The sequence below is a fragment of the Streptomyces sp. BBFR25 genome, from assembly GCF_044590125.1.
Classification (GTDB): domain Bacteria; phylum Actinomycetota; class Actinomycetes; order Streptomycetales; family Streptomycetaceae; genus Streptomyces; species Streptomyces canus_D.
In genome coordinates, this window is record NZ_CP172447.1 from 6,996,741 (window position 1) to 7,010,835 (window position 14,095).

At 72.8% G+C, this 14,095-nt stretch carries 12 protein-coding genes; 8 read left to right on the forward strand and 4 right to left on the reverse strand.

From position 1 onward, the window contains the following. Nucleotides 1–83 precede the first annotated feature (83 nt). Nucleotides 84–1,175, forward strand: coding sequence for a LacI family DNA-binding transcriptional regulator (locus tag ACGH52_RS31615; RefSeq protein WP_121704516.1), 1,092 nt, complete (start codon nt 84–86; stop codon nt 1,173–1,175). A gap of 56 nt (nt 1,176–1,231) precedes the next feature. On the opposite strand, the gene ACGH52_RS31620 is transcribed toward ACGH52_RS31615, so the two are convergent. Further along, nucleotides 1,232–1,819, reverse strand: coding sequence for a TetR/AcrR family transcriptional regulator (locus ACGH52_RS31620; RefSeq protein WP_210974892.1), 588 nt, complete (start codon nt 1,817–1,819; stop codon nt 1,232–1,234). Between the two features lie 77 nt (nt 1,820–1,896). Between ACGH52_RS31620 and ACGH52_RS31625 the strand changes: the two genes are divergently transcribed. Further along, nucleotides 1,897–2,595 carry an alpha/beta hydrolase gene (locus tag ACGH52_RS31625; RefSeq protein WP_399944300.1) on the forward strand — a complete coding sequence of 233 codons (699 nt, stop codon included), beginning with the start codon at nt 1,897–1,899 and terminating at the stop codon, nt 2,593–2,595. Nucleotides 2,596–2,655: 60 nt separating this feature from the next. On the opposite strand, the gene ACGH52_RS31630 is transcribed toward ACGH52_RS31625, so the two are convergent. Next, on the reverse strand, nt 2,656–3,414 hold the full coding sequence (locus ACGH52_RS31630; protein ID WP_121704513.1) for a hypothetical protein: 759 nt from the start codon (nt 3,412–3,414) through the stop codon (nt 2,656–2,658). A 140-nt stretch (nt 3,415–3,554) separates the two neighbouring features. Here ACGH52_RS31630 and ggt point away from each other — a divergent pair, with 140 nt between their 5' ends. Next, a complete protein-coding gene (gene ggt / locus ACGH52_RS31635; protein ID WP_399944303.1) occupies nt 3,555–5,366 on the forward strand; it encodes a gamma-glutamyltransferase in 1,812 nt (603 codons plus the stop codon). A gap of 13 nt (nt 5,367–5,379) precedes the next feature. Here the strand turns inward: ggt and ACGH52_RS31640 are convergent, their stop codons facing one another. Both ACGH52_RS31640 and map read right to left on the reverse strand, forming a co-directional pair. After that, the gene (locus tag ACGH52_RS31640; RefSeq protein WP_076978225.1) at nt 5,380–7,908 is read right to left on the reverse strand and encodes an ATP-dependent Clp protease ATP-binding subunit; all 2,529 of its coding nucleotides are present in this window, start codon (nt 7,906–7,908) and stop codon (nt 5,380–5,382) included. 152 nt (nt 7,909–8,060) lie between these two features. Next, a complete protein-coding gene (map, locus tag ACGH52_RS31645; protein ID WP_059302500.1) occupies nt 8,061–8,837 on the reverse strand; it encodes a type I methionyl aminopeptidase in 777 nt (258 codons plus the stop codon). Nucleotides 8,838–8,937: 100 nt separating this feature from the next. Between map and ACGH52_RS31650 the strand changes: the two genes are divergently transcribed. The 5 genes from ACGH52_RS31650 to ACGH52_RS31670 all read left to right on the forward strand — a co-directional run bounded on the left by ACGH52_RS31650 (nt 8,938) and on the right by ACGH52_RS31670 (nt 14,068). Beyond that, the gene (locus ACGH52_RS31650) at nt 8,938–9,189 is read left to right on the forward strand and encodes a helix-turn-helix domain-containing protein (protein ID WP_031035683.1); all 252 of its coding nucleotides are present in this window, start codon (nt 8,938–8,940) and stop codon (nt 9,187–9,189) included. Between the two features lie 156 nt (nt 9,190–9,345). Continuing rightward, the gene (locus ACGH52_RS31655) at nt 9,346–10,188 is read left to right on the forward strand and encodes a nitrilase-related carbon-nitrogen hydrolase (protein ID WP_059302499.1); all 843 of its coding nucleotides are present in this window, start codon (nt 9,346–9,348) and stop codon (nt 10,186–10,188) included. Then, nucleotides 10,185–11,468, forward strand: coding sequence for an aspartate aminotransferase family protein (locus ACGH52_RS31660; protein ID WP_210974875.1), 1,284 nt, complete (start codon nt 10,185–10,187; stop codon nt 11,466–11,468). The genes ACGH52_RS31655 and ACGH52_RS31660 overlap by 4 nt, the downstream gene beginning before the upstream one ends. Before the next feature lie 38 nt (nt 11,469–11,506). Beyond that, nucleotides 11,507–13,123, forward strand: a complete 1,617-nt coding sequence (locus ACGH52_RS31665) for a PucR family transcriptional regulator (RefSeq protein WP_210974874.1) — start codon at nt 11,507–11,509, stop codon at nt 13,121–13,123. Between the two features lie 102 nt (nt 13,124–13,225). After that, on the forward strand, nt 13,226–14,068 hold the full coding sequence (locus tag ACGH52_RS31670) for a nitrilase-related carbon-nitrogen hydrolase (RefSeq protein WP_059302496.1): 843 nt from the start codon (nt 13,226–13,228) through the stop codon (nt 14,066–14,068). Nucleotides 14,069–14,095: the final 27 nt, after the last annotated feature.

Sequence of the window (14,095 nt, forward strand, 5' to 3'; positions counted from 1 at the left end):
TGGGTCGTGCCTGGCTAGACTCCGGGGCGGGACCATTACCTGGGACGGCGGCTCCGGCCGCGGTTTTCGTGGAGAGGCGAGCGATGTCATCGGAAACGTCGGCGGCCGACCGGACGCCCGTGAGCAGGCGGACGGCCGACGACACCGCCGTCCGGCAGCCCGGCATGGCCGACGTGGCGCGGCTCGCCGGAGTCTCCGCCCAGACGGTCTCCCGCACCCTGGCCGGTCATCCCAACGTCCAGCACGGCACCCGCGCCAAGGTGCTCGCCGCGGTCGAGGAACTCGGCTACCGCAAGAACAACGCGGCGCGGACGCTGTCGTCGGGCCGCAGCCGGACCATCGGCGTCGTGACGCTGCGGACCACCTTCTACTCCCGTGCGAACCTGCTCTTCGGCATCGAGGCCGCGGCGCGCGAGGCCGGGTACGCGGTCAGTACCGCCGCCACGGCGTCCCTGGACACCGCGGCCATCGAGGGCGCGCTGTCCCGGTTGGCGGAGCAGGACGTCGAGGGGGTCATCCTCTCGGTGCCGCTGGTGCACGTGAGCCCGCGGATCGAGCGGCTCACCCGCTCGGTGCCGACCGTCACCGTCGACGGATCGAGGACGCCGGCCACCGAGATCGTCGCCGTCGACCAGACCCTGGCGGCCCGCCTGGCGACCCGGCACCTGATCGAGCTGGGCCACGAGACCGTCTGGCACGTGTCGGGGCCCCAGGAGTGGCTCGACGCGGCCAGCCGCCGCGCCGGCTGGCGCGACACCCTGGAGGAGGCGGGACTGTCCGTGCCGCCGGTGCTGGAGGGGGACTGGACCCCTGCCTCCGGGTACCGCAACGGGCTGGTCCTGGGCAGGATCCCCGACGTCACCGCGGTGTTCGTGGCCAGTGACGAGATGGCCTTCGGAGTGATCAGGGCCCTGCACGAGGCGGGCCGCAGGGTGCCGGAGGACGTCTCGGTCGTCGGGGTGGACGACATCGCCCTCGCCGAGTACTGCTCGCCGTCGCTGACCACGGTGGCCCAGCCGTTCGCCGAGATGGGCGCCCTCGCCGTCGCCCACCTGCTGCGGCACATCGCGGATCCGCACGCGGCGCCGGAACCCGCCTCCGTCGAGCCCGTGCTGGTCGTGCGCGCCAGTACGGCGGCGGCCGACGGCGCGGGGGGCGCCGGTCCTGACCGCTGACGGCCATCGGCTCGCTGCGGCCCGCCACCGGCTCGCCGCCCGTGTAGAGCCGCCGTTCAGGCCGGGTGGCGCTCCCCAGCCGTCGCGGGAGTCTCGGCGACGAGGACCAGTGCGGTGAGGAAGTCCTCGAAGGCCCGGTCGGCTCGCGAGACATCACCCGTGGTCTCGATGTCCATGATGAGACCGCGGACGACCGCCAGTACGAGGGTGGCGAGTTCAGGACGGCCGACGCTGCGCATGCCGTCCTCGAACGGCCGCAGCCAGTCCGTGGTGGACTCGCGGCGGAAGCCCGGCCACAACTGCTGCTCGGCGTTCTCACGGAGTCTGCCGAACATGGTGAGGTACGGCCGGCCCGCCGGGCCGGTCATGACCCGCCAAGCCCTTCGCAGCGTGCTCGGATAGGGCTCTTCGGGCCTCGGGGAGACCAGCTCGCCGAAGAAGTCGCGCTGGCGCCGCCGTGCCCGTCTCAGGGTTTCCCGCAGCAACGCGTCCCTGGTCCCGAAGTGGTAGATGAGCATCCGGGCCGAGGTGCCGGAGGCCGCCGCGAACGGCTCGAGGCGGTCGGGAAGCCCGTGCACGAGCGCGTGGTCGACGCAGGCGTCGAGGATTCGGTCGCGGATCTCGGGCTGCTTGTGTCGACCCATCGGCGCACTTTTTCACGTAACTGGAGCTACGTCTACCGTTGATCGCGGAGCCTGCGTCCGGATTCAAGGAGGAAGAGATGCGCGTGGTGTTCGTGCACGGGGCCTGTGTTCGTGACGGGGCGTGGTGGTGGCACCTGGCGGCCTCGGCGCTGCGCGAGCACGGTATCGGCAGCGTTGCCCCGGCGCTGTCGAGCTGCGGTGAGGGTGACCGGCCGGCCGGGCCGGACGGCCCCGGGCTGGCCGAGGACGTCGCCGCGGTGCGCGCGGTCCTGACCGGGGGAGACGAGCCGACCGTGGTCGTGGCGCATAGCTACGGCGGAATCGTCGCCGCCGAGGCGGCGGCAGGTGTGGAAGCGGTGCGCCACATGGTGCTGGTGTCGAGCTACCTGCCCGAGCCCGGCGAGTCCCTGTCGACGTTCGGAGCCGACGTACCCCCACCATTCCTGGACTTCGATCCCGACGGCGGTACGTTCGGCGCCCGGCCGGAGCTGTTCGCCGAGACGTTCGTCCAGGACTGCCCGCCGGACCTGGCCCGCGACGCGGCGGCCCTTCTGGTCCGGCAGACGCTGGCCGTGACGCAGCAGCCCGTCCGGGCGGCGGCGTGGCACGAGGTGTCCACGACGTACGTGGTGTGTACCGAGGACCGCGGCACCCCGGTGGCCGCGCAGCGTGAGTTCTCCCGCCGTGCGGGCAACGTGGTCGAGGTGGAGGCGGCCCACCACCCGTTCCTGTCGCGGCCGCGGGCCGTCGCCGACATCATCCGGCACCTGTCGTGACCGCGACCGCGGGCATGTGACGGTCCGCGCCGTCCGCGAGGGAGAAGAGTGGCCGGGTGTTCAGGCCCGGTGGGAGGTGCGGGAGGCCGGGGCCGGGGTCGGCAGGGGGCTGGTCGCCGCCCGGGTGACGTCGCCGACCAGTTCGACCACGTCCGGGCCGTAGGCCTGCGAGTTGACCACCTTGAGCAGCAGCACGAAGGAGTTGTTGCCGTGTTTGCGGGCCAGTTTCTCGTGGTGCCGGGCCAGGTAGCGGGTGGCGGCCTGGTTGGTGATCGCGCGCTGGCCGCAGAACAGGAACGCGGGCCGGGCCTCGCGCCGGTCCCCGGCGGTCAGGCGGGCCAGCAGCACGTACTCCGTGACCCCCGCCTCCAGCCGGTAGCGCTCGCTGCCGATCTGGAAGGCGCCCCGGTCCGGGCCGGGCTCCGGGTCGACGTTGATCCGCACCCCGGGCAGCATCGCCGCCATGTGGGCGACCATGCGCCGGTTCGAACCGGGGCCGCCCACACAGAACTCCGTACGCTCGCCGAAGCCCTGGGCGACCATGTCCTGGGTGACCACCTGGGCGTGCGCGCCGCAGTCCTTGATCAGCGCGGAGAGTTCCAGCAGCGCGAAGACGTCGAAGCGGTGGACGGCCGGTTCGGAGGCGGCCGGGTCCCGGTTGACGACGAGCAGCGACTCGGAGCTGTCCGGCAGCCCGAAGAACGCCTGCTTGCGGCGGAGTTTCCGCCTCCACAGATAGGTGCGGGCGAGCCAGCCCAGCGTGGCGCTGATGCCCGCCGCGAGCACACCCAGGACGATGTTGCGTACGTCGTCAGTCATGGGCGCGCATGCTAGCGGGCGTCGGCGTACCGGTGTTCGACCGGGCGTGGTGCCCCGGCACGCCGGGGCTCGCCGTGTGCTCCTGACGCGGCCATGACGATCAACTAAGCTGCCCGAACGGCCTTTCCCTGGAGGTGCGGATGCGTCACCCTGTCGCACGGAATCTGACGGTCCTGGCGGTCTCGGCCGCCGTGGTGGTCTCGGTGGGGGCCGCCGCGCCACCCACGCCCCAGAGCAGGCCCGCGGCCCCCAAGACCCCGGTCGCCGTCGGGTACGGCGGCGCGGTCTCCAGCGTCGACCGGGACGCCTCCGCCGCCGGCATCGAGGTGCTCCGCAAGGGCGGCAACGCCGTCGACGCCGCCGTGGCCACCGCCGCCGCGCTCGGCGTGACCGAGCCGTACTCGGCCGGAGTGGGAGGCGGCGGCTACTTCGTCTACTACGACGCCAAGTCCCGCACCGTACGCACCATCGACGGCCGCGAGACCGCGCCGCTCACCGCCGACGAGAAGCTCTTCACGGAGAACGGCGAGCCGCTCGCCTTCGCCGACGCCGTCACCAGCGGCCTGGCCGTCGGCACCCCGGGCACGCCCGCCACCTGGCAGACGGCCCTCGACCGGTGGGGCAGCCGCACGCTCTCCTCCGTGCTGAAGCCCGCCGAGCGCCTGGCCCGGCACGGCTTCACCGTCGACGAGACCTTCCGCTCCCAGACCGCCTCCAACGAGCAGCGGTTCCGCTACTTCCCGGACACCGCCGAGCTGTTCCTGCCGGGCGGCGAACTCCCGGTCGTGGGCTCGACGTTCAAGAATCCGGACCTGGCGCGCACCTACCGCGAGCTGGCCCGCGAGGGCGTCGGCGCGCTCTACCACGGCGAACTCGGCGAGGACGTCGTCGACACCGTCAACAAGCCGCCCGTCGACCCCGACTCCGGCTGGAACGCCCGCCCCGGCGACCTGTCCGCCAAGGACCTCGCGGCCTACGCGGCCAAGCTCCAGCCGCCGACGAAGACCTCCTACCGCGGCCTGGACGTCTACTCCATCGCGCCCTCCTCCTCCGGCGGCACCACGGTCGGCGAGGCCCTCAACATCCTGGAGCGCACCGACCTCTCCGCCGCGGACAAGGCCGGATACCTGCACCGCTTCATCGAGGCCAGCCGCATCGCGTTCGCCGACCGCGGGCGCTGGGTCGGCGACCCCACTTTCGAGGACGTACCGGCGAAGGAGCTGCTCTCGCAGCGGTACGCCGACTCGCGCGCGTGCCTGATCAAGGACGACGCGGTGCTCACCAGCCCGCTCGCCCCCGGCGACCCGAGGCACCCGGCCCCCTGCGCGGGCGGCGGCACCGCCGCGCCGACCACGTACGAGGGCGAGAACACCACGCACCTCACGGCGGCCGACAAGTGGGGCAACGTCGTCGCCTACACGCTCACCATCGAGCAGACCGGCGGCAGCGGCATCACCGTGCCGGGGCGCGGCTTCCTGCTCAACAACGAGCTGACGGACTTCTCCTTCGCCCCGGCCAACCCGGCCGTCCACGACCCGAACCTGCCCGGGCCCGGCAAGCGCCCGCGCTCCTCGATCGCGCCGACGATCGTCCTGGACCGGCACCACCGGCCGGTCGTGGCCCTCGGCTCGCCCGGCGGCGCCACCATCATCACCACCGTGCTCCAGACCCTCACCGGCTTCCTCGACCGCGGACTCCCGCTCGTCGACGCGATCGCCGCCCCGCGCGCCAGCCAGCGCAACGCCGCCCAGACCGAGCTGGAACCCGGGCTCTACGACAGCGGCGTCCGGGCGGAACTGGAGGCCCTCGGGCACTCCTTCAAACCCAACCCCGAGATCGGCGCCGCGACCGCCGTACAGCGCCTGGCGAACGGCAAGTGGCTGGCCGCGGCCGAGACGGTACGGCGCGGCGGCGGCTCCGCGATGGTCGTCGAACCGGTACGGCAGAGGTAGACGGCAGAAGCAGTCAGAGTTCGGGGACGGGCCGCTCCGGCGTGCGGAACGCCAGCCGCCCGTCCTCGACGTCGACCGTCACCCGGCCGCCCTCCGCGACCCGCCCGTCGAGCAGCAGCCGGGACAGCTCGTTGTCGACCTCGCGCTGGATGGTGCGGCGCAGCGGGCGGGCGCCGTACTCGGGCTGGTAGCCGCGCTCGGCCAGCCAGTCCACGGCCGCGTCGGTGAAGTCGACGGTGATGCCCTGCGCGTGCACCATGCGGCGGGTCTGCTCCAGGAGCAGGCTGGTGATCTGCCGCAGCTGCTCGCCGCTGAGCTGGCGGAAGACCACGATCTCGTCGACCCGGTTGAGGAACTCGGGCCGGAAGTGCTCCCGCAGCGGACGCAGCACCTGCTCGCGCCGGGCCTCCTCGTCCGCCTCCGCGCCACCCGCGCCGAAGCCGATCCCGGCACCGCGCCGGGTGATCACGTCCGAGCCCAGGTTGCTGGTCATCACGACGACCGTGTTGGAGAAGTCCACCGTCCGGCCCTGCGAGTCGGTCAGCCGCCCGTCGTCCAGGACCTGGAGCAGGATGTTGAAGACGTCCGGGTGCGCCTTCTCCACCTCGTCGAGCAGCAGCAGCGAGTACGGGTGCCGGCGCACCACCTCGGTGAGCTGACCGGCCTCCTCGTGCCCGACGTAGCCGGGCGGGGCGCCGACCAGGCGGCTGACGGTGTGCCGCTCCTGGTACTCGCTCATGTCGAGGCGGACCATCCGGTCCTCGCTGCCGAACAGCGCCTCGGCCAGCGCCCGGGCCAGCTCGGTCTTGCCGACGCCGGTCGGGCCGAGGAAGAGGAAGCTGCCGATGGGCCGGTCGGGGCTGGACAGCCCGGCGCGGGAGCGCAGCACGGCGTCGGAGACGACCCGGACCGCCTCCTCCTGGCCGACCACCCGCTCGTGCAGGTGGGACTCCAGGCCCAGCAGGCGGTCCTTCTCCTCCTGGGTGAGGCTGCTGACCGGGATGCCGGTCTGCCGGGAGACCACCTCGGCGATGGACTCGGTGTCCACGACCAGGTCGAGGCCCTCGTCGGCCTGGCCGTCGCCGGTGGCCTCGGTGATCCGCTGCTTCAGCCCGACGATCCGGTCCCGCAGCTGGGTCGCCTGCTCGTACTGCTCGTCCGCGACCGCCTGGTCCTTGTCCCTCACCAGCTGGTCGACCTCGCGCTCCAGGGCCCGCACGTCGGTGCCCTTGGTGCGCGCCCGCAGCCGGACCCGGGCGCCCGCCTGGTCGATCAGGTCGATGGCCTTGTCGGGCAGGCGACGGTCGGTGAGGTAGCGGTCGGACATCTCCACGGCCGCGACCAGCGCCTCGTCGGTGTAGCGGACCTGGTGGTGGGCCTCGTAGCGGTCGCGCAGCCCGCGCAGGATCTCGATCGCGTCGGCGGTGGTGGGCTCCGGCACCAGGATCGGCTGGAAGCGGCGGGCGAGGGCCGCGTCCTTCTCGATCCTGCGGTACTCCTCCAGCGTGGTGGCGCCCACGATGTGCAGCTCGCCGCGGGCCAGGGCGGGCTTGAGGATGTTCCCGGCGTCCATCGACCCGCTCTCGCCGCCCCCGCCGGCGCCGACGACGGTGTGCAGCTCGTCGATGAAGATGATCAGCTCGTCGGAGTGGGCGCGGATCTCGCCCACGATGTTGTTCATCCGCTCCTCGAAGTCGCCCCGGTAGCGGGTGCCCGCGACCACGCCGGTCAGGTCCAGGGCGACCACGCGGCGCCCGATCAGCACGTCGGGCACGTCGCCGTCGGTGATGCGCTGGGCGAGACCCTCCACGATCGCGGTCTTGCCGACACCGGCGTCACCGATCAGGACGGGGTTGTTCTTGCCGCGCCGGGAGAGCACCTCGACGGTCTGCTCGATCTCCTCCTCGCGCCCGATCACCGGGTCGATCCGCCCCTGCTGGGCCAGATCGGTGAGGTCGCGGCCGTACTTGTCGAGGGTCGGCGTGTTCGTGGTCCGCGCGCTCTCGGTACGGGCCTTCGCGGCCTCCGGCGTCTCCGTGGGCAGGTTCGAGGGCGCGAACCGGGCCGCGTTCAGGATGTGCCCGGCGGCCGAGTCCGGGTTGGCGGCCAGGGCGCTGAGCACGTGCTCCGGGCCGATGTACCCGGTGCCGGTGGAGCGCGCCAGCTCGTGCGCGTCCAGCAGGGCGCGCTTGACGGCCGGGGTGAGCGAGAGCGACGTGGGCGGCGGGACCTCGCCCGGCGGGTGCTGCACCGGGCCGGTCCGCTCGTCGATCTGCGAGGCCAGCGAGTCGGGGTCGGCACCGGCCCGGCTGAGCAGCCCCCGGGTCGGCTCGGTGGCGAGCGCGGCCCGCAGCAGGTGCTCGGTGTCCAGGTCGCGGCTGCCGTGCTCGGCGGCGTACTGGGCGGCGCCGCGCACCAGCTCCCGGGCGGGCTGGCTGAGCAGCCGGCCGATGTCGATCTGCCGGGGCCTTGGCCCGCCGAAGAAGCGTGCCAGGAATTCCGCGAACGGGTCGCCCTCCGGGCCCATGTAGCCGCTGGTCATCGTGTCCGGACCTCCGCTGCATCGCTGATCGACGTGCCGGGGCCGGGTAACCCGGCAGGCGTGCGGTCATGCCCAACATGACACGTTCTGTTCCGCCGGGCATGCCGGGAACCGGGGCGGGCGGAGGGCCCCCGCCCCGGTCGCGTCGTCTCTCAGAGGCCGTCCCTCGACGTCAGGACGCGTGGGCCGCTGTCCGTGATGGCCACCGTGTGCTCCACGTGCGCCGCGCGGGAGCCGTCGTTCGTGCGCAGGGTCCAGCCGTCGGGGGCCGCGTGGTAGTCGTCGCGGCCGCCGGCGGTCAGCATGGGCTCGATGGCGAGGACCATGCCGTGCCGCAGCGGGAGCCCGCGGCCCGGGCGGCCCTCGTTGGGCACCCCCGGGTCCTCGTGCATGTGCCGGCCGATGCCGTGGCCGCCGAAGTCCTCCATGATCCCGTAACCGGCCGACCGGCAGACCGTGCCGATGGCGTGCGCGATGTCGCCGATGCGGTTGCCGACGACGGCCGCCCCGATGCCCGCCTCCAGGGCTCGCTCCGCGGTCTCGATCAGCGTCACGTCGGCCGGGCGCGGGGTGCCCACCACGAAGCTGAGCGCCGAGTCGCCCGCCCAGCCGTCCAGGAGGGCGCCGCAGTCGATGGAGACCAGGTCCCCGTCGCGCAGCCGGTAGCCGTCCGGGATGCCGTGCACGATCGCGTCGTTCACCGACGCGCAGATGACGCCCGGGAACGGCGTCGGGGCGAAGGAGGGCCGGTAGCCGAGGAACGGCGAGCCCGCGCCCGCCTCCCGCAGCACCTCGTGCGCCACCGCGTCCAGCTCCAGCAGGGACACGCCCACGTCCGCGGCCTGCCGTACGGCGGTCAGGGCGCGCGCGACGACCTGTCCGGCCGCGTGCATGGCGTCGATCGATGTGTCCGTCTTCAGTTCCACCATGCCAATTACTATACCGGTATTTTAATTGGGGACGCGCGTGGCGGCGACCGATCGGCCGCGGGGCATGACCGGTACGGGAAACCGGTATTAGAATGACGACATGGTACGCACCCCTCTGACCCCCGAAGAGCGAGAGCGCGGCGAGCAGCTCGGGCGCCTGCTCCGCGCGGCCCGCGGCGAGCGGAGCATGACGGCGGTCGCCGCCCAGGCAGGCATCTCCGCCGAGACGCTGCGTAAGATCGAGACCGGCCGGGCGCCGACCCCGGCGTTCTTCACGGTGGCCGCGCTGGCCGGTGCGCTGGGGCTGTCCATGGACGAGCTGGTGGGCAGGTGCGCGCCCGCGTTGGCCTGAGGCGGCGGCACTCACCCACAGGAGTGCGAAACACGATCGACACCGCGCCTTGACGACGATGGTCTTGGCAAGCCCCCGGGGCCAGGCTTACGTTCGTCCCTCTACGGCCTGCTCTACGGGCGTAGAGGCTCTGACGTCGTGTCGAAGGAGCAGCTCATGGCCAACGTCGTACGTGCCGCTCTCGTCCAGGCCACCTGGACCGGCGACACCGAGTCCATGGTGGCGAAGCACGAGGAGCACGCCCGCGAGGCCGCCCGGCGGGGCGCGCAGGTCATCGGGTTCCAGGAAGTCTTCAACGCCCCCTACTTCTGCCAGGTCCAGGACCCCGAGCACTACCGCTGGGCCGAACCCGTGCCCGACGGCCCCACCGTCCGCCGCATGCAGGCGCTGGCCCGCGAGACCGGCATGGTGCTCGTCGTCCCCGTCTTCGAGGTCGAGCAGTCCGGCTTCTACTACAACACCGCGGCCGTGATCGACGCCGACGGCACCGTCCTCGGCACCTACCGCAAGCATCACATCCCGCAGGTCAAGGGCTTCTGGGAGAAGTTCTACTTCCGCCCCGGCAATCTGGGCTGGCCCGTCTTCGACACCGCCGTCGGCAAGGTCGGCGTCTACATCTGCTACGACCGGCACTTCCCGGAGGGCTGGCGCCAACTCGGCCTCGGCGGCGCCCAGCTGGTGTACAACCCGTCCGCCACCCACCGCGGCCTCTCCGCCCACCTGTGGCAGCTCGAACAGCCCGCCGCGGCCGTCGCCAACGAGTACTTCGTCGCCGCCATCAACCGCGTCGGAGTCGAGGAGTACGGCGACAACGACTTCTACGGCACGTCGTACTTCGTCGACCCGCGCGGGCAGTTCGTCGGCGAGCGGGCCAGCGACACCAAGGAGGAGCTGGTCGTCCGCGACCTGGACTTCGACCTCATCGACGAGGTGCGGCAGCAGTGGGCCTTCTACCGCGACCGCCGCCCCGACGCCTACGAGGGGCTGGTGCGGCCGTGAACCGTGACCTCCACGCCCGCCACCGCGCCGTCCTGCCCGACTGGCTCGCCCTCTACTACGAGGACCCGCTGGAGATCACCCACGGCGAGGGCCGGCACGTCTGGGACGCCGCGGGCAACAAGTACCTCGACTTCTTCGGCGGCATCCTCACCACGATGACCGCGCACGCCCTGCCCGAAGTGACCAAGGCCGTCGCCGAGCAGGCCGGGCGCATCATCCACTCCTCGACCCTCTACCTCAACCGCCCGATGGTCGAACTCGCCGAACGCGTCGCCCAGCTGTCCGGCATCCCCGACGCCCGTGTCTTCTTCACCACCTCCGGCACCGAGGCCAACGACACCGCCCTGCTGCTCGCCACCACCCACCGGCGCAGCAACACGATCCTGGCGATGCGCAACAGCTACCACGGCCGCTCCTTCAGCTCCGTCGGCATCACCGGCAACCGCGGCTGGTCCCCGACCTCCCTCTCCCCGCTCCAGACCCTCTACGTCCACGGCGGCGTGCGCACCCGCGGCCCCTACGCGCACCTGGAGGACCGGGAGTTCATCGACGCCTGCGTCGACGACCTGTTGGACCTTCTCGGCCACACCCGCGCCCCCGCCGCGCTGATCGCCGAACCCGTCCAGGGCGTCGGCGGCTTCACCTCCCCGCCGGACGGCCTGTACGCCGCCTTCCGCGAGGTGCTGCACGAACGCGGCATCCTGTGGATCGCCGACGAGGTGCAGACCGGCTGGGGGCGCACCGGCGAGCACTTCTGGGGCTGGCAGGCGCACGGCAGGAGCGGCCCGCCGGACATCGTCACCTTCGCCAAGGGCATCGGCAACGGCACGTCGATCGGCGGTGTCATCGCCCGCGCCGAGATCATGAACTGCCTGGACGCCAACAGCATCTCCACCTTCGGCGGCACCCAGCTCACCATGGCCGCGGGCCTCGCCAACCTCAACCACCTGCTGGAGCACGACCTCCAGGGCAACGCCCGCCGCGTCGGCGGACTCCTCATCGAACGGCTGCGGGCCGTCGCCGCCCAGGTGCCGCACGTACGCGAGGTGCGCGGGCGCGGCCTGATGATCGGCGTCGAGCTGACCCGGCCCGGCACCGACGAGGCCGCCCCCGAGGCCGCGTCCGCCGTACTGGAGGCGGCCCGCGCCGGCGGACTGCTCGTCGGCAAGGGCGGCGGCCACAGCACCAGCGTGCTGCGCGTCGCCCCGCCGCTGTCCCTCACCGTCGCGGAGGCCGAGGAGGGCGCCGCGATCCTCGAACGCGCCCTGCGGAGCGTCTGACCGCCGCGTTCCGCGTCCCGAGCCCAGGAGGCGCCGCCATGACCACCGTCCCCGCGACCCCGGCCCAGCAGCCCCGGGAGCCCTGGGAGCCGGCCCTGTCGGTCCGTCAGGTGCTCGGCCTCGAACGGGTGCGGGCCGGACAGCCCGAGGTGGTGGCCGGCGCCCACCGGCTCGACCGGCCGGTGCGCTGGGTGCACGTCGCCGAGGCCGCCGACGTCGGCGTGATGCTCAGCGGCGGCGAGATGGTCCTGACCACCGGCGTGCTCCTCGCCGGTGACGAGGACAAACAGGGCGAGTACATCCGCTCCCTGGACCGGGCCGAGGCCGCGGCCGTCGTGCTCGGCCTCGGCCGCGCCTTCCCCGCCCCGCCCGACGGGATGCGCAGGGCCGCCGAGCGCTGCGGGCTGCCCATGGTCGTCCTGCACCGGCCCTTCCCCTTCGCCGAACTCACCGAGGAGGTGCAGTCCCGGCTGCTGCGGCGCAAGTTCGCCGCCGTCAGCCTCTCCGAGGCGGTACGCACCGAACTGACCGGCCTGATCACCGCGGGCGCCCCCGTGCAGCGCCTGCTCGACGAGGTGGCCCGGCACGCCGGCTGCCCGGTCGTCGTCACCAACCTCGCCCACCGCGTCCTCGCCACGGCGGGGGAGCGGGCGGCCGTCGACGACGTCCTGCGGGACTGGGAACGCATCGCCCGCCAGGCCGGTGCCGGGTCCGCCGACGGCTGGCTCCGCGCCGAACTGAGCTGCCGCGGGGAGCGCTGGGGGCGGCTGGTGCTGTGCGGCTACGGCGGTGACCGGGCCGCCGGACGGCTGCTCGCCGACCGCGCCGCCGAGGCCCTCGTCCTGCACCGCATGCTCGCCGGTGACGGCACCCACGGGGCCGCGTGCGCGGGCTCCTGGGACTCCTGGGAGGAGCAGTCCGCGCGGAGCCTGCTCACCGACCTGGTCAGCGGGGCCGTACCGGCGCGGCAACTGCTGCCCCGGGCGCGCGCCGCGGGACTGCCGGTCAACCGGCGCGTCTTCGTCCCCCTCGTCGTCCACGAGCGGGACGCCGCCCGCCCGGCCCGGGTGCTGCGTCGGCTCGGACTGCCGGGGATCGCCGCCGGGCTCGCCGACGACCGCGTGGCCGTCCTGCTCAGCCTCGCCCCCGACCAGGACGCCCGCGCCCTGACCGCCCACTTCGCGACCCGGCTGCGTGCGGAACCGGACTCCCGCCACGCCGTGGTCGCCGCCGCCGAGGCCCGCGCCGACTGGGCCGGCGTACCGGAGGGTCTGCGCGAGGCCCAGCACGTCGCCGACGCCGTCGCGGACTCCGCGACCGCCCTGGACCTGCCGCCCGTCGTACGCCTGCGCGACGTCCACCTGCGCGGCCTGGTGCGGTTGCTGCGCGACGACCCGCACGTGCAGTCCTTCGCCGAACGGGAGCTGGACGGGCTGCTGCGCGGCCCCGACCAGGACCTGCTGCCCGTCCTGCGCACCTACCTCGCCACCGGCCGCAACAAGTCCCGCACCGCCCAGCTCCACCACGTCTCCCGGCCCGCGCTCTACCGCCGCCTGGAGGCCATACAGGGCCGCCTCGGCGTCGACCTCGACGACTTCGAGCAGGCGGCCTCCGTCCACATCGCGCTCCTCGCCCACGACGCGCAACAGGGGTGACACCGTGCAATGCCCGACCCCCGCAGACGTGACACCGTGCCACTCAATTGGGCCGTCCGCGGTTCCTAGGCTCACCGGACACCCAGCGAGTGGAGGCCGAAGATGAGCCGAGTGATCCGTGCCGCGCTCTTCCAGACCGCCTGGACGGGCGACAAGGAATCGATGATCCAGGTCCACGAACAGGCGGTGCGCGACGCCGCCGCCCAGGGCGCACAGGTCATGTGCTTCCAGGAGCTGTTCTACGGACCGTACTTCTGCCAGGTCCAGGACCCCGAGTTCTACGCCTACGCCGAGAGCATCCCCGACGGCCCGACCGTGGAGCGCTTCCAGCGGCTCGCCCGCGAGCACGGCATCGTCCTGGTGCTCCCCATGTACGAGGAGGAGCAGCCCGGCGTCCTCTACAACACCGCCGCCGTCATCGACGCCGACGGCTCCTACCTCGGCAAGTACCGCAAGACGCACATCCCGCAGGTGCGCGGCTTCTGGGAGAAGTTCTACTTCCGCCCCGGCAACAGCGGCTGGCCGGTCTTCGACACCGCCGTCGGCAAGGTCGGCGTCTACATCTGCTACGACCGGCACTTCCCGGAGGGCTGGCGGGCGCTGGGCCTGGAAGGCGCCGAGATCGTCTTCAACCCGTCGGCCACCTCCCGCGGTCTGTCCGGCTACCTGTGGCAGTTGGAGCAGCCGGCAGCCGCCGTGGCCAACGAGTACTTCGTCGGCGCCATCAACCGGGTCGGTGTCGAGGAGCTGGGCGACAACGACTTCTACGGCACCTCGTACTTCGTCGACCCCGAGGCGCAGTTCGTCGGCGAGGTCGCGAGCGACAAGGAGACCGAACTCGTCGTCCGCGACCTCGACATGGGCAAGCTGCGCGAGGTCCGCGACCGCTGGCAGTTCTACCGCGACCGCGCGCCGGGCGCGTACTCCCCGCTGACCGCGCCCTGACCTGCCCGCCGGGGCCCCTGACAGGAG